18 protein-coding genes and 1 pseudogene are annotated in these 16,751 nt (G+C 72.8%); 13 read left to right on the top strand and 6 right to left on the bottom strand.

The window, feature by feature from the left end:
* Positions 1-241: 241 nt before the first annotated feature.
* The 11 genes and pseudogenes from K206_RS0110545 to K206_RS0110495 all read left to right on the top strand — a co-directional run bounded on the left by K206_RS0110545 (position 242) and on the right by K206_RS0110495 (position 10,488).
* Positions 242-1,201 (top strand): AraC family transcriptional regulator, encoded by a 960-nt coding sequence (locus K206_RS0110545; protein WP_020202379.1) that lies wholly within the window; start codon positions 242-244, stop codon positions 1,199-1,201.
* A gap of 112 nt (positions 1,202-1,313) precedes the next feature.
* Positions 1,314-1,874, top strand: coding sequence for a carboxymuconolactone decarboxylase family protein (locus K206_RS0110540; protein WP_020202378.1), 561 nt, complete (start codon positions 1,314-1,316; stop codon positions 1,872-1,874).
* A gap of 37 nt (positions 1,875-1,911) precedes the next feature.
* A complete protein-coding gene (locus K206_RS0110535) occupies positions 1,912-3,036 on the top strand; it encodes an acyl-CoA dehydrogenase family protein (protein ID WP_020202377.1) in 1,125 nt (374 codons plus the stop codon).
* The gene (locus tag K206_RS0110530; protein ID WP_020202376.1) at positions 3,033-3,821 is read left to right on the top strand and encodes an ABC transporter ATP-binding protein; all 789 of its coding nucleotides are present in this window, start codon (positions 3,033-3,035) and stop codon (positions 3,819-3,821) included. The genes K206_RS0110535 and K206_RS0110530 overlap by 4 nt, the downstream gene beginning before the upstream one ends.
* Before the next feature lie 31 nt (positions 3,822-3,852).
* The gene (locus K206_RS0110525; RefSeq protein WP_029043458.1) at positions 3,853-5,043 is read left to right on the top strand and encodes an ABC transporter substrate-binding protein; all 1,191 of its coding nucleotides are present in this window, start codon (positions 3,853-3,855) and stop codon (positions 5,041-5,043) included.
* Positions 5,040-5,939, top strand: coding sequence for an ABC transporter permease (locus K206_RS0110520; RefSeq protein ID WP_020202374.1), 900 nt, complete (start codon positions 5,040-5,042; stop codon positions 5,937-5,939). Before K206_RS0110525 ends, K206_RS0110520 begins: the two co-directional genes overlap by 4 nt.
* A gap of 236 nt (positions 5,940-6,175) precedes the next feature.
* Entirely contained in the window at positions 6,176-6,562 is a 387-nt protein-coding gene (locus K206_RS0110515; RefSeq protein ID WP_020202373.1) for a response regulator transcription factor, read from the top strand.
* 283 nt (positions 6,563-6,845) lie between these two features.
* Positions 6,846-8,714: an ATP-binding protein gene (locus tag K206_RS0110510; protein WP_020202372.1), complete on the top strand. Its 1,869-nt coding sequence runs from the start codon at positions 6,846-6,848 to the stop codon at positions 8,712-8,714.
* Positions 8,704-9,351 carry a response regulator transcription factor gene (locus K206_RS0110505; RefSeq protein WP_029043456.1) on the top strand — a complete coding sequence of 216 codons (648 nt, stop codon included), beginning with the start codon at positions 8,704-8,706 and terminating at the stop codon, positions 9,349-9,351. Before K206_RS0110510 ends, K206_RS0110505 begins: the two co-directional genes overlap by 11 nt.
* Positions 9,352-9,510: 159 nt before the next feature.
* A pseudogene (locus tag K206_RS44295) lies at positions 9,511-9,750 on the top strand (response regulator); the annotation flags it as partial.
* 387 nt (positions 9,751-10,137) lie between these two features.
* Positions 10,138-10,488, top strand: coding sequence for a DUF4148 domain-containing protein (locus K206_RS0110495; protein WP_020202369.1), 351 nt, complete (start codon positions 10,138-10,140; stop codon positions 10,486-10,488).
* A 335-nt stretch (positions 10,489-10,823) separates the two neighbouring features.
* On the opposite strand, the gene K206_RS37935 is transcribed toward K206_RS0110495, so the two are convergent.
* The 4 genes from K206_RS37935 to K206_RS0110475 all read right to left on the bottom strand — a co-directional run bounded on the left by K206_RS37935 (position 10,824) and on the right by K206_RS0110475 (position 14,050).
* Positions 10,824-11,168, bottom strand: coding sequence for a hypothetical protein (locus K206_RS37935; protein WP_020202368.1), 345 nt, complete (start codon positions 11,166-11,168; stop codon positions 10,824-10,826).
* 197 nt (positions 11,169-11,365) lie between these two features.
* Positions 11,366-12,637 (bottom strand): chloride channel protein, encoded by a 1,272-nt coding sequence (locus K206_RS0110485; RefSeq protein WP_020202367.1) that lies wholly within the window; start codon positions 12,635-12,637, stop codon positions 11,366-11,368.
* The gene (locus tag K206_RS0110480; protein ID WP_020202366.1) at positions 12,621-13,025 is read right to left on the bottom strand and encodes a DUF3331 domain-containing protein; all 405 of its coding nucleotides are present in this window, start codon (positions 13,023-13,025) and stop codon (positions 12,621-12,623) included. Before K206_RS0110480 ends, K206_RS0110485 begins: the two co-directional genes overlap by 17 nt.
* Positions 13,026-13,099: 74 nt before the next feature.
* Positions 13,100-14,050 (bottom strand): helix-turn-helix domain-containing protein, encoded by a 951-nt coding sequence (locus tag K206_RS0110475; protein WP_020202365.1) that lies wholly within the window; start codon positions 14,048-14,050, stop codon positions 13,100-13,102.
* A gap of 194 nt (positions 14,051-14,244) precedes the next feature.
* On the opposite strand from K206_RS0110475, the gene K206_RS44650 reads away from it, so the two are divergent.
* Both K206_RS44650 and K206_RS0110465 read left to right on the top strand, forming a co-directional pair.
* Positions 14,245-14,367, top strand: coding sequence for a hypothetical protein (locus K206_RS44650; protein WP_020202364.1), 123 nt, complete (start codon positions 14,245-14,247; stop codon positions 14,365-14,367).
* A 47-nt stretch (positions 14,368-14,414) separates the two neighbouring features.
* Positions 14,415-14,717, top strand: a complete 303-nt coding sequence (locus tag K206_RS0110465; protein ID WP_020202363.1) for a hypothetical protein — start codon at positions 14,415-14,417, stop codon at positions 14,715-14,717.
* Between the two features lie 39 nt (positions 14,718-14,756).
* Here the strand turns inward: K206_RS0110465 and fdhD are convergent, their stop codons facing one another.
* Together fdhD and K206_RS0110455 are read right to left on the bottom strand one after the other, a co-directional pair.
* Positions 14,757-15,629, bottom strand: a complete 873-nt coding sequence (gene fdhD, locus K206_RS0110460; RefSeq protein ID WP_020202362.1) for a formate dehydrogenase accessory sulfurtransferase FdhD — start codon at positions 15,627-15,629, stop codon at positions 14,757-14,759.
* A gap of 11 nt (positions 15,630-15,640) precedes the next feature.
* Positions 15,641-16,561 carry a bestrophin family protein gene (locus tag K206_RS0110455; protein ID WP_029043455.1) on the bottom strand — a complete coding sequence of 307 codons (921 nt, stop codon included), beginning with the start codon at positions 16,559-16,561 and terminating at the stop codon, positions 15,641-15,643.
* Positions 16,562-16,751: the final 190 nt, after the last annotated feature.

Below are 16,751 nucleotides of genomic sequence, written 5' to 3'. Positions count from 1 at the left end.
GGCGGCGAGCCGGCGGCGCGCGGCGCGCGCGGCTTCGACGCGCTGTTCGGCGCGCCGTCGCAGAAGGCGTTCGAGGACGCGCTGCTGCAATAGCCGCGTGCGCCGCGCCCGGGCCGGCGCATCGCCGGCCCCGCCGCATGCGCATATGCACATGCGGAAAAAATCCTTAGCCGTGCCCGGCTGGTGGGCTATCGTGACCAGTCGGGCCGCGCTTTCCGTGCGGCGCTCGTCCTCGCACGCTATGCATCACACGGATCGCCTGGTCCACTGGGTTCTGAGCAGCCTGGAACTCGAGACCACCCTCTTTCACATCGGGCAGTATTGCGGCAGCTGGCGCGCCTCGGTCGCCGGCCGCATGCGCGCGGGCTTCCACCTCGTGCTGCACGGCGAATGCTGGCTGCACCTGCCCGGCGAGCCCGGCGTGCCGCTGCAGGCCGGCGACGCGGTGTTCTTCCTGCGCGACGTGCCCCATCATCTCGGCCCGCATGCCGACGGTCAGGCCTGCGCGCCGGCCGCCGCCATGCAGCCGCTCGAGCCGCCCGCGCCGGACGGCACCGGGCTGGCCTGCGGCTTCTTCGATTTCCGCCCCGGCCTGAGCGAAGTCCTGCTGGCGCCGTTTCCCGACTACCTCGTGCTGCCCGCGCGGGACCAGGCGCTGGCCGGCGCGCGCCCGCTGTTCGACCTGATCCTGGCCGAGGCGCGCCGCGGCGACGCCGAGCCGTCGCCGCTGATCGCGCGGCTGGTCGACCTGCTGCTGTTCTACGTGGTGCGGCATCTCGCCACGCGCGAGGACGTGGCGCGCGGCCTGTGGCCGCTGCTGCGCAGCGCGGAATTCTCCAGCCTGATGCTGGCGCTGATCCGGCATCCCGGGCGGCCCTGGACGCTGGAGTCGATGGCGGAGCTGGTCCACATGTCGCGCGCCACGTTCTGCAAGCGCTTCACGGAAACCTGCGGGCAGTCGCCGGCGGCGTTCCTGCTGCTGCTGCGCATGAAGATCGCGTCGCAGCTGCTGGCCAGCCGCTGCAGCGTTGCGCAGGTGGCCGAGCAGGTGGGCTACCGCTCCGAAGCCGCGTTCGCGCGGGCGTTCAAGAAGGCCACCGGCGAGCAGCCGGGCGCGGTGCGCCGGCAGGGCCAGCCGGGCCAGTCGGGCCCGCAGGGCGCGCCGTCGGCGCTGCCGCACGCGGCGCCGGCGCTGGAATAAGCCGCGCGCGCATTCGCAGACGAAACAGCAGGAAATCGCGACACTCGCGCATGGCGGGGCGCACCGGCGGATCGCACAATCGGCCTGTGTCCAACACCTTTCCCCCGACGCCATGAGCCGCTTTCCCCTCAACACCGCAGACACCGCCCCCGAGGCCAGCCGGCCCTTCGTCGCGCGCGCCATCGCCAGCAACGGCTACCTGCCCAACCTGATCGCCGCGCTGTCCAACGCGCCGGCCGCGCTGGAAGCCTACCTGACGCTGTCGGAGATCAACGGCCGCGGCTCGCTGACGCTGGCTGAGCGCGAGGTGGTGCAGATCACCGCGGCGGCCACGCACGGCTGCGGCTTCTGCGTGGCCGGCCACACCGCGGTCGCGCTCAAGAAGGTGAAGTTCGACGCCGACACCGTGGGCGCGCTGCGCGCCCAGACCACGGTGCCGGACGCCCGCCTCGAAGCGCTGGCGGCGTTCACCCGCGCCGTGATCCGCGACCGCGGCGCGGTGCCGCAGTCCGATTTCGACGCCTTCGTGGCGGCCGGCTTCGAGGCGGCTCAGGCGCTCGACGTGGTGCTCGGCGTGGCCCTGGCCACGCTGTGCAACTTCGGCAACAACCTGTCGCAGACGCCGCTCAACCCCGAACTGGAAAGCTACCGCTGGACGCGCGGCGCGGCCTGATGCGGCCCGCCACCGAAGCCAAGCACAGGAGTGCCCGATGACCACGCTCGACCCGACCCTCGCGCAATGGCTTGACGACCACGCCGACGCGCTCGACAGCGGCGGCGCCGATCCGGCCGCGCTGCTCGCGCGGCTGGCGCAGGCCGGCCTGTTCCGCGTCGGCGTGCCGCGCGCGGCCGGCGGCGACGGCGGCAGGACCTCGGACGCCATCGCCGCCATCGCCGCGGTGGCCGGGCATTCGCAGACCGCCGCGTTCGTGCTGTGGGGGCAGCGCACCTTCATCGAATACCTGCTGCAGACGCCCAACCGCGCGCTGGCCGGGCGCTGGCTGGGGCCGCTGCTGGAAGGCACGCTGGCCGGCGCCACCGGGCTGTCCAACGCCATGAAGTTCCTCGGCGGCATCGAGGCGCTGCAGGTCAGCGCGCGCGCCACCGACACCGGCTGGCAGATCGACGGCGCGCTGCCGTGGGTCACCAACCTGAACCCGGACGGCTTCGCGGTCGCGGTGGCGGCCGACGACCTCGCCACCGGCCGCGCCGGCGTCTACGCCATCCCGTATCCGCTGGCCGGCGTGGCGCGCGGCGACGACCTCGACCTGATCGGCCTGCGCAGCAGCCACACCGCGACGCTGCGCTTCGACGCCGTGGCGCTGGATGCCGGCTGGCTGCTGCACGAGGACGCGCACCATTTCCTGCCGCGCGTGCGCCCGGCCTTTCTCGGCCTGCAATGCGGCCTGTCGATCGGGCTGGCGCGGCGCGCCCTGGCGGCGGCGCGGGGGCGCAGCGGCGCCGGCCGCTCGGTGCTCGACGACGAGCTCGACGCGCTGGCCGGCGAGCTGGAAGCGCTGGCCGCGCGGCTGGCCGGCGGGGTGGACGGCAACGCGGACGGCAGCGCGGACGGCAGCGCGGACCGCGACGATTTCCTCGCCGCGCCGCGCGCGCTGTTCGCCATCCGCATCCGCCTGGTCGAGCTGGCGCTGGCCGCGATGCAGCTCGAGCTGCAGGCGCGCGGCGGCGCGGCCTACCTGCGCTCGCGCAACGACGGCTTCGCGCGGCGCTGGCGCGAGGCGGCCTTCCTGCCGGTGGTCACGCCCAGCCTGGTGCAGCTGAAAGCCGAGCTGGCGCGCCCGCAGCCCGGGCAGGCGCCGCGCGAGGCGGCATGAGCGGCGCGCTGCTCGAAGCCGCGGGCGTCGCGCTGGCGTATGGCGCCGCCGGCGGCGCGCGCACCGTGCTGGACCGGCTCGACCTGCGCCTGGCGCCGGGCGAGATCGTCTCCGTGATCGGCCCCAGCGGCGCCGGCAAGTCCAGCCTGCTGCGCCTGCTCGCCGGCCTGCAGCAGCCGACCCGCGGCAGCGTGCGCATGCTGGGCGAGACGCTGGCCGCGCCGCATCCGCGCATCGCGGTGGCGTTCCAGGACGCCTGCCTGCTGCCGTGGCTGTCGGTGGAGCACAACGTCGGGTTTGGCCTGGGCTTTCGCCGCCAGCCCGCCATCGGCCGCGGCGAGCGCGCCGGGCGCGTGACGCAGACGCTGGCGGCGGTTGGCCTGCTGGACGCGCGCCACCTGTTCCCGGCGCAGTTGTCCGGCGGCATGGCGCAGCGCGTGGCGCTGGCCCGCTGCCTGGCGCGCCAGCCGCGGGCACTGCTGCTCGACGAGCCGTTCGGCGCGCTCGACGAAATCACGCGCGTCGACATGCAGGCGCTGCTGCTTGGCATCGTGCGCGCCTACCGGCCCGCCACCTTGCTGATCACGCACGACATCGACGAAGCGCTGCTGCTGTCCGACCGCATCGTGCTGCTCGGCGGCCCGCCCGGCGCGCCGGCCTCGGTCGCGCACGAATGGCGCATCGGCCTGCCGCACCCGCGCGAGTCGCAGGTCGAGGCGCTCGGCGCGCTGCGCATCGAGATCGTGCTGCACCTGCGCCGGCTGCTGCGGCCGGCTTCCGTTTGACCAATCACGAACCCAACCGACGAGGTGAACGATGTGCCAGGTACCGATGTCCCGGCGTGAGCTGCTCAAGCTCGCCACGCTGTTTACCGCCGGCGGGGCGCTGCCGCTGCTCAATGCCCTGAACGCGCGCGCGGCCGCGGAGCCCGATGCGCCGGTGCGCATCGGCTACCTGCCCATCACCGACGCCACGCCGCTGCTGGTGGCGCACAACAACGGCTATTTCGAGCAGGAAGGCATCAAGGCCGAGAAGCCGACCCTGCTGCGCAGCTGGGCCCAGCTGGTGGAGGCGTTCATCTCCGGCCAGGTCAACGTGGTCCACCTGCTGTCGCCGATGACGGTGTGGGCGCGCTTCGGCAGCCAGGTGCCGGCCAGGGTGGTGGCGTGGAACCACGTCGGCGGCTCCGCGCTGACGGTGGCGCCGCAGGTGTCGTCGGTGCGCGACCTCGGCGGCAAGACCGTGGCGATCCCGTTCTGGTACTCCATCCACAACGTGGTGCTGCAGACGCTGCTGAGGAAGGACGGCCTGGTGCCGGTGACGAAGAAGACCGGCGCGCTGGCGCCGAACGAGGTCAACCTGGCGGTGATGGCGCCGTCCGACATGCCGCCGGCGCTGGCCTCGCGCCAGATCGAAGGCTACATTGTCGCCGAGCCGTTCAACGCCGCCGCCGAGACGCTCAAGATCGGCAAGGTGCTGCGCTTCACCGGCGACGTCTGGCGCAACCATGCCTGCTGCGTGGTGTTCATGCACCAGCAGGACCTGGACCGGCGCCCCGAGTGGTCGCAGAAGGTGGTCAACGCCGTGGTCAGGGCGCAGCGCTGGACCCAGGACCACCGTGCCGAGGCCGCGGCGCTGCTGTCGAAGGACGGCGCCAACCGCTACACGCCGCACACGCTCGACGCGCTGCGCAAGGTGCTCGCCCCCGATGCCGGCGACCACGGCCGCTATCTTGCCAGCGGCGCCATCCACCATCCCGACTGGAAGGACAACCGCATCGACTTCCAGCCCTATCCGTATCCGAGCTACACCGAGGAACTGGTGCGGCGCCTGAAGGGCACGCTGATCGAAGGCAACAGCGCGTTCCTCGCCACGCTCGACCCGCAGCGCGCGGCGCGCGAGCTGGTCGACGACCGCTTCGTGCGGCGCGCGCTGGCCGACGCCGGCGGCCTCAAGGCCTTCGGCTTCCCCGAGGGCTTCACGCGGCAGGAGGAGATCGCGGCGTGACGCAGCGGGAGAACGTGCCGGCGCGGGGGCCGGGGGATGGTTCGGCGAATGGGCTGACGAGCGGAGCCATCGTCGCGCCCGCGAACGCAACCGCGAACGCGCCGGCGAAGGGCGCGGAAACGGGCACGACAAAGGGCGCCGCAAAGCGCACGTTCCACGCCGACCTGTGGCGCGGCCTGGCCGGGCTGGCGGTCCTGGTGCTGCTGTGGTGGCTCGCCACCGGCGCGGGCCGGGCCGAGGGCCTGGCGGCGCGCTTCACGCCGGCGGCCACGCTGGCCAGCCTGGCGGAACTGCTGCGCCAGCCGGACCTGCCCATGCACGTCGCCGCCAGCCTGAAGCGCGTGCTGCTCGGGCTGGCCATCGCGCTGCTGGCGGGCGTGCCGCTGGGCCTGCTGGTCGGCGGCGCCCGCGCCGTCGATGCCGCGGTCTCGCCGGCTTTCCAGTTCCTGCGCATGATCTCGCCGCTGTCGTGGATGCCCGTGGTGGTGATGGTGCTCGGCGTGGGCGACCGCTCGGTGGTGTTCCTGCTGGCCTTCGCCGGCGTCTGGCCGATCCTGCTCAGCACCGCCGCCGGCGTGCGCCAGCTCGACGCGCGCTGGATCCTGCTGGCGCGCAGCCTGGCCGCCACGCGCGCCGAGATGCTCACGCGCGTGGTGCTGCCCGGCGCGGTCAGCAGCATGCTGACCGGGCTGCGGCTGTCGATCGGCATCGTCTGGATCGTGCTGGTGCCGGCGGAAATGCTCGGCGTCAACGCCGGGCTGGGCTACTTCATCCTCGACACGCGCGACCGCCTGGCCTACTCCGAGCTGCTCGCCACCGTGCTGGTGATCGGCGTGCTGGGCTTCGCGCTCGATACGCTGGCGCGCTGGCTGCACCGCTGGTGGGTGCCTTCCTAGGCAGCACGAGGCGGCGGCGTAGCGCGCGCCGCCGCTCCCCCTCTTTTCCTGCCTCCCGCCGGAAGTGATGCCGGGACGGCACGGCCACCAGTTTCCGCGCCCCGGCGCGCCGGCGCATATACCTATATATGATTCCGCGCGCAAAACGCCGCCCGTATCATGCAGTCGAGGGTAGCCGGACTGCCGCCGCCGCTGGCGCACCGGACCCATTGCTCAGCTTGGTCGAGGTAGTCGCTTTGCATAACAACCAGATAATCGCCATCGTTGACGACGACGATTCCGTTCGCCTCGCCACGTCAAGCCTGGTGCGCTCGCTGGGCTGGAAGGTGCTTTTGTTCGCTTCGGCCCACGCCTTTCTCGATTCGGGCCGCGCCGCCGAGGTGGCCGGGGTGATCTCCGACATCCAGATGCCGGGCATGACCGGCCTGGAGATGCAGCGCAAGCTGGTGGAGGCCGGCTGCCGCATTCCGGTGATCTTCATCACCGCGTTCTGCACCGAGGCGATCCGCCGGCAGGCGATGGAGAGCGGGGCGCTGTCGTTTCTCTGCAAGCCGGTCGACGGCGCTTCCGTGCAGGAATGCCTGGACCGGATCGCGCGCGGCGACGCGGCGCCGGGCCGTTGAGCGGCGCCGGTGGACTTGTCGATGGGTTTGCCGTCGGATTGGCCGTTGGATTGGTCGCCGGGTTCGTCGTTTCCGGCACAGGGACAAAGGCCGCGCAACGGTATAATTTTCCGCGCCATGCCCGGCGTGCCGCGTTCGCCGCGTGCGCCGGGCCACCGCCGGCCACCGCAGAAAACGAAGCGCCGAGGAACCATGCCATCGAATCGGTTTGTCCGAAATGAGCCGCCCCCCAGATGCGCCGCCCCCATTCCCTTCGCGCCCGCCGCGCGCCGGCAGCCCCGCGATGAATGAGTCGTTCCGGGCGGGCGACCCCGCGCTGTCGGACTCGCGCATCCTGCTGGGCGCGGCCGCGCTGCTGGCCGTCGCGGTCTTCCTGATCGACGCGCTGACGCCGCTGGACATCGCCATCGCGGTCCTCTACGTGGTGGTGGTGCTGCTGGTCGCGCTGACCGGCTCGCGCCGCGCCACGCTGGCGGTGGCGGTGGTCTGCGCCGTCCTCACCGTGATCGGCTTCCTGCTGTCCAAGGGCGCGCACATGGGCGGCGGCTCGCTGGCGCGCTGCGTGTTCAGCCTGCTGGCGATCGGCATCACCTCGCTGCTGGCGGTGCGCAACCTGGCCAGCAACGCGCGCCTGCGCGAGCAGGTGCAGATGCTCGACATGACGCACGACGCCATCGTCGTCTACGACCTCAACGACATCATCACCTTCTGGAACCACGGCGCCGAGGAGGTGTACGGCTGGACCGCCGCGCAGGCTATCGGGCAGCCCATGCACAGCCTGACGCAGACGCGCTTCCCGATCCCGCCGGAGCGGATCCACGAGGAGCTGCTGCGCAACGGGCGCTGGGACGGCGAGCTGGAGCGCGTCCGCCGCGACGGCGCGCGCGTGGTCATCTCCAGCCGCTGGGCCCTGTGGCGCGACGGCGCCGGCAAGCCGGTCGCCATCATCGCCACCAACAACGACATCACCGAGCGCCAGCGCGCCGAGGCGGCGCTGGCGCAGAGCGAGGCCTTCCTGGCGGAGGCGCAGCAGCTGAGCAAGACCGGCAGCATCGCCATGCGGCTGCCCGAGGGCGCCATGACGTGGTCGGACGAGGCCTACTCCATCTTCGGCTACGGCCGGGACGTGCAGCCGAGCGCGGAGCGGGTGATCGAGCGCACCCATCCGGAAGACCTCGCGCTGGTGCAGGCCGCGCGCGAGCAGGCGCGTGCCGGCGTGCCGCAGATCGACGTGGCGCACCGCCTGCTGCTGCCGGACGGCACCGTCAAGCACGTGCACCTGGTGGCGCGGCGGACCGTGGCCGCGGCCGGCCGCTACGAGTACGTGGGCGCGCTCATGGACGTCACCGACACCACGCTGACGCAGCAGGCGCTGCAGCGCACCTTGTCCGAGCTGGCGCACGTGATGCGCGTCACCACGCTGGGCGAGCTGGCGGCGTCGATCGCGCACGAGGTGACGCAGCCGATCGCCGCCATCGTCACCTGCGGCGACTCCGCGCTGCGCTGGCTCAACCGCCCGCAGCCCGAGGTCGGCGAGGCCACCGAGTCGATCCGGCAGATGATCCGCGACGCCCGGCGCTCCAGCGAGATCATCCGCCAGATCCGCTCGATGGCGCAGAAGCGCGATCCCAGCTACGCGGAGATGGACCTCAACGCGCTGGTCGACGAATCGCTGGCGCTGGTGCGGCGCGAGCTGCAGGACCACCACGTGGAGGCCGAGCTGCGCCTGGGCGAGCCGCCCGCGCTGATCTGCGGCGACCGCATCCAGCTCCAGCAGGTGCTCATCAACCTGCTGATGAACGCGGTGCAGGCGATGGATTCGGTCGGCGGACGGCGCTGCCTGCGGGTCGCCACGCGCGCGGCCGACGAGCGGCACGTGCGGGTCGAGGTGCGCGACTCCGGCAAGGGCATCGCGCCCGAGGACGCCGGGCGCCTGTTCAACGCCTTCTTCACCACCAAGGCCGACGGCATGGGCATGGGGCTGTCGATCTGCCGCTCCATCATCGAGGCGCACGGCGGGCGCATCTGGGCCGAGTCGCCGCCGGAGGGCGGCGCGCTGCTGCAGGTGCTGCTGCCCCTGCACGAGCCGGACGACGGCGATGCCGCCGGCGTGGCCGGAGGCAATACCAAGGGAGCCAGCCATGAGCAATGAGCCCGGCGCAAGCGGGGGTACGGGGGTCGTCTACGTGGTGGACGACGACGAGTCGATGCGCGTCGCCGTCGGCATGCTGCTGCGCTCGGTGGGGCTGCGCGTCGAGGCGTTCGCCTCGGCGCAGGAATTCCTCGCGCACGAGCTCGGCGACGCGCCGAGCTGCCTGATCCTGGACGTGCGCCTCAAGGGCCAGAGCGGCCTGGCCGTGCAGGAGCAGATCGCGGCCGGGCGCATCCCGATCCCGATCGTCTTCATGACCGCGCACGGCGACATCGCCATGTCGGTCAAGGCCATGAAGGCGGGCGCCACCGACTTCCTCGCCAAGCCGTTCCGCGACCAGGACATGCTCGACGCCGTGACCAGCGCGCTCGAGCGCGACGCCGCGCGGCGCGCGGCCGACCAGTCCAGCGCCGACCTGCGCCGGCGCTACGACACCCTCACGCCGCGCGAGCGCGAAGTGATGGCGCTGGTGGTGCGCGGCCTGATGAACAAGCAGATCGCCGGCGAGATGGGCCTGAGCGAGATCACCGTGAAGATCCACCGCGGCCAGGCCATGAAGAAGATGGGCTCGCGCTCGCTGGCGGACTTCGTGCTCAAGGCCGAGGCGCTCGGCATGACGTCCGGCGCGCTGTCGTGACGGCGCCGCGCGCCGCCCATACCCCGGTATAGCCGCCTCACCCCGACGGGCGCGCCGCGCAACCGATCGTAGGGCTGTCCGCGCCGCCGCGCGTGCACTACCTTCAAGCTGACGCGGCGGCCGCTCCCGGCCGCCGCCAATGCCGCGGAGGACAAGCACATGCGCGTACTGGTGATCGAGGACGAGCCCAAGACGGGCGCCTATCTCAAGAAAGGCATGCAGGAATCCGGCTGCCAGGTGGACGTGGCCACCGACGGCGCCGACGGCCTGTTCCTGGCGCGGGAATCTCCCTACGACGTGATCGTGCTGGACGTGACGCTGCCAGCGATGGACGGCTGGTCGGTGCTCAAGGCGCTGCGCGCGAGCCACGCCACGCCGGTGCTGTTCCTGAGCGCGCGCCGGCTGAAGGCACAGGGGCGCCGCGGGGTGGGTCCGACGATCCATATCGAAGCCTCCAGGCAAGGGGTGGCGGGGCGCCGCGGGGCCGGTTCCGCGCGGCGCCGGGTCATGGATGCAGTGTGGCGCGGCGGACTTACCGGGCGCTGACCGGCGCATTACCAAACTGTCATGTTGCGCGGGGAGCGCAGGAGCGGCCCGGAAAGAGAGGGAAGAGCGGCTTGCGGGAGGCGCGGGACCGGCGCAGCGCCAACGTGACAACCTTGTAATCAGATGGTCAGCCGCGAGTCACCACGTCTGACCAACAATGATCACAACTTGCTCACATCCTGACGCAAGAACCAAGGCACCGCACTCCGGCGGGCCACCCAACCGAAAGAGGTAATCATCATGAAATCGCTGATCCAGACCGTACTCGTCGCCTGCGTCATGGCCGCTCCCGTGGTGTCGTTCGCGCAGAGCGCACAGAGCGCGCAAGGCCCCGTGACCCGCGCCGAAGTGCGCGCCGACCTGATCCGCCTCGAGAAGGCCGGCTACGATCCGCACATCGACAACGCGACCTATCCGGCCGACATCCAGGCCGCCGAAGCCAAGGTCGCCGCGCAGGAACAGATGGCCAGCAACGACAAGGCAGGGACCGCGCCGGCCGCCGCGCAGACGGTGGGTATGCCGATGCAGGCGTCGATGGACACGGTGCCGCGCATCGACCTGCCGCGCAACCCGTTCTACGCCGGGGCCTGAATGCAGACCACGCCGGCAGCAGCCCGCCCCGGAGCAGCCGGGGCGGGCTGCTTTGCTTTGGTTGTGCCTGGCGCGCGCATTTCGCGCGCGGCGGCGTTGTAGCGTGCCGGTGCCCGATGCATCGGCGGTATCGAAGTACGTGAACATCCCTCATGGATCCCGGCGCGCGGGATTCGACGATCCGTCCCGGTTCTTCTTCTTCTTCTTTCCCGTTCCCTGCAAGGCATGCCGGTCATCGGTGCGAGCCAATGCGCCTGGGCACGGTTTCGTGCGGCATGCGTGTTGAGAGTGGATGGCGCCCGGCATTGCGGGCGCCGCCGGTGCCGTCGCGGTGTTCAGGTGTGCGAGTTCTGCTCGTCGGCGGGCGATGCCGACACGCCGCTCTGGTCGCGGCCGGCCAGTTGCAGGCCCGCGAACGGCCGCGGCGGCTGCCCGGCGCGCGCGCCTTCGGTGAAGGCGTCGTACTTGCGGCCGTGCGCGCCGTCCAGGTAGACGTCGCGCTTGTCGTTGCGCGCGCCGTCGGTATAGACGTCGCGCGGCTTGTCGACGTTGAAGCGGTAGCCGTGGCTGTCGCCGGCCTGCGCGCTGGCGCGCGGGTCGGCGGCGTGGGCAAGCGTGGCGCCGAACGCGCTGGCGGCGAGCAGGGCGGTGGCGAGCAGGCGTCGGGTCAGGATGGTCATGGTGGTTCTCCGGTGGGTCGAGGCGTGGTGTCGGCAGGTGTGCCGTCGAGGGGAACCGCACGATGCTGGCTCCTTGCTGAAAGCATAGAAGCCGCGTTGCGCCGGCGCCTTCGTACGCGAGGTGCGCCGAGCTAGCGCATTGGTAGCGCAGCCCTATCCTTTGGTTTAGCCGGAGATGCGCGCGAAGCTGCGCGCGGCTAGGCCGCGGCCGCCTGCAGGCGGCGCATGCCGGCGGCGCCGAGCCACGCGCCGCACACGCCCAGCGCCACCGGCAGCAGCAAGGCGCCGCCGGGCCGCGTGAACTCGGCGATCAGCACCGCCGCGGTGAGCGGCGCGCGCATCGTGGCGCCGAGGAAGGCCGCGCCGCCGACCAGCGCGAAGGCGCCGGGCGCGGTGCCGGGCCAGACGAGGGACCAGGCCTCGCCCAGCACGATGGAGAGCAGCGCGCCGATGGCCAGCGCCGGCGTGAGCAGGCCGCCCTGCGCGCCCGCGCGCAGGCTGGTCAGCGTGAAGAGCGCGCGCAGGCCCAGCAGGCCCAGCGCGGCCGCCGCGCCGAAGGCGCCGTCGAAGCCGACCTGCGCCGGCCCCTTGCCGTTGCCCAGCAGCGCGGGAAAGCGCGTGGCGACCAGCCCGATGCAGGCGAAGTTGAGCACGCACAGCAGCGGCAGCCACCAGCCGGCCGCGGCCCGCCGCCGCGCCGCCGCGGTCCAGCGCGCGAACACGGTGCCGAGCGCGCCCAGCAGCGGCCCGGCCAGCGCGGCCCACGCCAGCAGCGCGGGCGTCACCGGATAGTGCGGCACCAGGTATTGCGGATGATTGCCGAGCCCCGCGCGCGCCACCAGCGCGGCCAGGCACGAGGTAGTGAGCGCGGCCAGCACCGCGCGCCAGCCCGCCGTGGCGAGCAGCGCTTCGAGCGCGAACACCGCGCCGGCCAGCGGCACGTTGTACACCGCCGCCAGGCCGGCGCCCGCGCCGCACGCCACCAGCAGGCGCGCGTGCGCGGCGGGCAGGGCGAGGCGGCGCGCCAGCACGCCGGCCAGCATCGCGGCCAGCTCGCGCGGCGCCACCTCGCGGCCGAGCGGCGAGCCCAGCGCCACGGTGATGACCTGCAGCAGCGCGTGGCAGGTGGTGGCGAACGGCGGCAGCCAGGCTTCGACCCGCACCGCGCGCGCGATGCCGCGCAGCGGCTGGCACCAGCGGTACACGGCCCACCAGCCCGCGCCGGCGACGATGCCGCACAGGCACAGCACCGCCACGCGCCGCAGCGGGGAGGATTGCGTCACGCCTTGCAGGAAGCTCTCGGAAGCCAGCGCGCCGTAGCCGTAGGCGAGGTGCTGCACGAAGTGGAGCAGGGTGGCCACGGCGAGGCCGACCACGCCGCCGGTCACGCCGGTGGCCAGCAGCGCGAGCGGCCAGCGCAGCAGGCCGGCGGCACGCGCCGCGCCGCCGCCGTCACCGCGCGGGGGCATCGAGCACGGTTGCCAGGATCATGGCATCGGCATTGCGCGGGCGCGGGCGGCACGGGCGCGGCTTGTAGATGGCGTCGCCCGGCGCGATGGCCTGCCCGCTCATGGCGCACACGCCGGCCGCGCGCGCGGTGGCGGCGTCCCATTCCTGGTCGCCGTAGCGGCAGTGGGTGGCGTCGCGCCAGGCCAGCGTGGCGGTGCCGGGGCCGGGCCGGTCGATCACGCTGATCAGCGCGCCGTAGTAGCCGCGCGCCGCGCGCGGCGCGGCGTTCGCGCACGGCGGCGCGAGGCCCTCCGCGCGGGCCGACAGCAGGCGCAGGGCCTGCTGCCAGGGATCGGCGGCGCGCGGGGCGGGGGCGCCGCGGTCGATGACGTTGCTGTCGGCTGGCATGTCGACACCTCCGGTTCGGGATGGCCTGGCGCGCGCCGCGCGGCGGCGGCGGCGCATGATGCGCATCATGCGGATCAGGCGGCCTTGCGCTCGAGGCCGCTCTTGACCTTCCAGTTGTAGGGCGTCTCGCCCACGAAGCGCTTGAACACCGTGGTGAAGTGCGACTGCGAGCGGAAGCCGCAGCCCAGCGCCACGTCGAGCATGGTCTGGCCGCTGGCGCCGAGCAGCACCTGGGCCCGCTCGATGCGCCGGCGCAGCAGGTATTCGTGCGGGCGCAGCCCGGTGGCGAGGCGGAACTGCGCGGCGAAATGCATGCGCGTGAGGCCGGCGCTGTCGGCGATGTCGGCCAGGCCGATGGCTTCCGACAGATGGGCGTCGATATAGTCGGTGGCGCGGCGCAGGCGCCACGTGGGCAGCGCGGTCATGTTGCGTCCCCTGGGCGCGGCCTGCTGGAAGTGGCGCGCTACCAGCCGCGAGACGATGGCCAGGCTCACGCTGTCGGTGAAGATGCGGCCCGCGCCGCCGTCCCGCGTCTGCGCCACCGCCAGCGCCTGTCCCAGCCGCTCGAGCGCGCCGTCCTGCACCAGGCGCGGATCGCCGAGCACGATGTCGCCGGCATGCGCGTGGCCGAACAGGTCCTGGTAGCACTCGGCCAGCACCGCCTGCGAGGCGTACAGGTGGAGCACGTCGCTGGGCGCGTCGAAGGTGGCGCGCACCGCCACGCGCGGCGCGGTGACTTGCACCACGCCCGCGGTGACGCGGCCGGACACCACCACGCGGCTGGCGTGCGTGAACGTCAGCGAGGTGCATTTCAGGCTCATGGCGATGCAGTGGTGCGCGTCGTTGCCGGGATGGGCCACCGCGCACGGCGCGCCGGCGCGGCGCGTCCAGCGCGACACCGGCACCACGCCATGCGCCGCGCCGCCGGGCGAGCGCCAGGCGCTTTCCTGGTCGATGGGGCAGCGGGACGGCGCCGGCGCGAGGTCTTCCGGGGCGGGGGGGCACGCGAGCGGGGCATGGAACATGATGGACCTCGATGTGGGTTCTGGATGGGGGCGGGACGTCGGTCCGCGATGGATTCAAGGTATCGCAGCGCCGGGCGGGCCACCAGCCCTACGAACGGTTGCGGGCGGCGTCGGATGGTTTGCGCGATTCATACCTAGGTTTAGCTTGCGGCGCGGCGGGCGCCTGTGCTGCTGACACGGGCGTATGCTGTCTGGTGACCGGCGCGGCCACGCTGGTGTGGGAAAGCCGGCTCAGCTACGCGCTGCTGAACCGCGAGGCGCAGAGCGCGCTCGCGCGCAGCCGCGAGACGCCGGTGCCCGCCATGCCCGACCGCTGAACCGGCCTTCGCATCGACCACCGACCCCGCACGCACACGGAGACGCCATGACCGGCCAGGACCCGCACGCCAACCCGGACCCGGACTGGGACCCCCAGGCGCACACCGCGCTGCTGAGCATCCTCGCGGTGTGCTGGGAGGCCGGCCAGGCCGGCGATGGCCGCGCCATGTCGCTGGCGCGCCTGCGCAAGCGCGCCGGCCTGCCGATGAGCGAGCTGCGGCGCACGCTGGTGGATCTCGAGGAAGGAAACCTGCTGGCCGTGCGCATGGAGCCGGACGGCGCCACCGGCACGGTCTGGCTGACCGAGGGCGGCACGGCGCTGTGCAGGGAGCTGTTCGGCGCGGCGTGAGCGCCGCCGCCCGCCACCCCGGTCGTTGCGTCGGGGCGCTCAGCAGTGTGCGAGCGCCTCGCCGGCGAACTCGGAGAGGCTGTCGCGCCGGCAGAAGCTCAGCAGCCGCATGCCGGCCTGCCGCGCGATGCCGATCGCCAGCGAGGTCGGCGCCGAGATCGTGGCCAGCGCCGGGATCTGCATGCGCGCGGCCTTGCGCACCAGTTCGTAGCTGGCGCGGCTGGACATGAAGACAAAACCCTGGCGCAGGTCGGCGCGCGCCAGCGCGAGCTGGCCGATCAGCTTGTCCAGCGCGTTGTGGCGGCCCACGTCTTCCATCACGCGCAGCACGCCGCCGTCCGGCGCGCACCACGCCGCGGCGTGGATGCCGCCGGTCTCGCGCATCAGCGGCTGGTGCGCCGGCAGGTCGCGCGCGGCGCGCCAGACCGCCTCGGGCAGGATCTCGGCGCGGCCCGGCACCGGCGCCAGCGGCGCCGGCGCGAGATCGAGCAGCGCCAGGCTTTCCAGCCCGCACACGCCGCAGCCGGTGCGCCCGGCCAGGCTGCGGCGGCGCTGCCTGAGCAGCAGGAAGGCTTCCTGCGCGATGCGGAGCCGCACCTCGGCGCCGTTCTCATGCATGGCGAGCTCGATGTCGAAGATGTCCGAGGCGGCCCCGACGATGCCCTCGGTCAGCGCGAAGCCCACCGCGAACGCCTCGAGGTCGCGCGGGGTGGTCATCATCACCGCGTGCGAGATGCCGTTGAAGACCAGCGCCACCGGGAATTCCTCGGCCACGCGGTCGCGGCCGGGGCGGGAGAAGCCGGGGCCGTGGCGCACCACCGCGCAGGCGATGCTGCCGGCGCGCTCGTCGCCTTCGTCGTTCTGGCCGCCGGGGCCGCGGCGCGCGGCGGGCGGGTTGGTCGTCTCGGGCATGGCGGGCTTCCTCAGGTCAGGTGGTAGGCGCGCACGGGCGTGGCCGCGGGCGGCAGTTCGAGCTCGCACAGTTCCAGCAGCGAGCGTTCGATGCCGTTCGTGATGGCGTCCAGCGCGAGGTTGTTCGGCGCCAGGCCGAACGGCTCGGCGATGTCGCTGGCGATCGCCTCCAGCGCGATCAGCGTGTACGACACGAAGATGGCGATCAGCGGCGTGGCCATGCCGATGGAGTCGACCAGCCCGAACGGCAGCAGCATGCAGTAGGCGTACACCGTGCGATGGAGCAGCACGCCGTAGGCGAACGGGATCGGCGTGGAGGCGATACGCTCGCAGCCGCCCACCACCTCGCCAAGGCGGTCGAGCTGGCGGTCCAGCATCCACAGCTGGGTGCCGGTGATGCCCAGGCGCCGGTGCGAGGCCGCCAGCGCCGCGCGCAGCGCGTTGAGCTGCGCCACCGGCTTGTACTGCTTGGCGGCCAGCGCCGCCGCCGCGTGCGCGGGCAGCAGGCGCCACAGGTCGGCGGCGGGGCTGGTGCCGCGCAACTGGTGCTTCAGCGCGCAGGCGAAGGCGACGATGCCGCGCGCGAAGGCCGCGCCGTCGAACGCGCCGTCCACCGGCGCGGCGTAGCACAGCGCCTGCGACGCCAGCGTGCGCGAGGCGATGAACAGGTGGCCCCACAGCTTGCGCGCTTCCCAGTAGCGGTCGTAGCTGGCGTTGTTGCGGAACGCCAGGAAGATGGTCAGCGCCACGCCGCACAGGGTGAAGGGAACGGCATTGAGCGGGATCTTCTCGCCCAGCACGCGCCCGCCGGTGGCCACCGCGAGCCCGCTCACCAGCGCCATGAAGACCAGCTGCGGAATGATGTCCTGGAGCACCGAGCCGTTCCAGACGAACAGCATGCGAAACCAGTTCTGCGGGGGTCGGACGATCACGGTGCGGGCCTTGGGGACGGTGGAATGGCGGGTGTGACGGAACAGGGCCGCAGCGTAGCGCGCCGCGCCGCGGCTGTATTCGCGCCGCCCGCGCGTTCTTCCGATTCGCACGGTGGCCGCGTGGTGGCCGCCCGCCGTCCGCGCGGTGCCGTGCGAATCCGACATCGGCGGGCCGCCGCGAAAGCCGCCC

Source organism: Cupriavidus sp. WS, assembly GCF_000395345.1.
In the GTDB taxonomy this organism is placed as follows: Bacteria; Pseudomonadota; Gammaproteobacteria; order Burkholderiales; family Burkholderiaceae; genus Cupriavidus; species Cupriavidus basilensis_B.
The sequence above is the reverse complement of the archived record's forward strand: the minus strand, read 5'-3'. Positions and strand labels throughout refer to the sequence as shown.

Coding starts and splice junctions, on each gene's coding strand:
- K206_RS0110545 (WP_020202379.1), top strand. CDS start 242: ATGCATCACACGGATCGCCTGGTCCACTGGGTTCTGAGCAGCCTGGAA.
- K206_RS0110540 (WP_020202378.1), top strand. CDS start 1,314: ATGAGCCGCTTTCCCCTCAACACCGCAGACACCGCCCCCGAGGCCAGC.
- K206_RS0110535 (WP_020202377.1), top strand. CDS start 1,912: ATGACCACGCTCGACCCGACCCTCGCGCAATGGCTTGACGACCACGCC.
- K206_RS0110530 (WP_020202376.1), top strand. CDS start 3,033: ATGAGCGGCGCGCTGCTCGAAGCCGCGGGCGTCGCGCTGGCGTATGGC.
- K206_RS0110525 (WP_029043458.1), top strand. CDS start 3,853: ATGTGCCAGGTACCGATGTCCCGGCGTGAGCTGCTCAAGCTCGCCACG.
- K206_RS0110510 (WP_020202372.1), top strand. CDS start 6,846: ATGAATGAGTCGTTCCGGGCGGGCGACCCCGCGCTGTCGGACTCGCGC.
- K206_RS0110505 (WP_029043456.1), top strand. CDS start 8,704: ATGAGCAATGAGCCCGGCGCAAGCGGGGGTACGGGGGTCGTCTACGTG.
- K206_RS0110495 (WP_020202369.1), top strand. CDS start 10,138: ATGAAATCGCTGATCCAGACCGTACTCGTCGCCTGCGTCATGGCCGCT.
- K206_RS37935 (WP_020202368.1), bottom strand. CDS start 11,168: ATGACCATCCTGACCCGACGCCTGCTCGCCACCGCCCTGCTCGCCGCC.
- K206_RS0110485 (WP_020202367.1), bottom strand. CDS start 12,637: ATGCCCCCGCGCGGTGACGGCGGCGGCGCGGCGCGTGCCGCCGGCCTG.
- K206_RS0110480 (WP_020202366.1), bottom strand. CDS start 13,025: ATGCCAGCCGACAGCAACGTCATCGACCGCGGCGCCCCCGCCCCGCGC.
- K206_RS0110475 (WP_020202365.1), bottom strand. CDS start 14,050: ATGTTCCATGCCCCGCTCGCGTGCCCCCCCGCCCCGGAAGACCTCGCG.
- K206_RS0110465 (WP_020202363.1), top strand. CDS start 14,415: ATGACCGGCCAGGACCCGCACGCCAACCCGGACCCGGACTGGGACCCC.
- fdhD (WP_020202362.1), bottom strand. CDS start 15,629: ATGCCCGAGACGACCAACCCGCCCGCCGCGCGCCGCGGCCCCGGCGGC.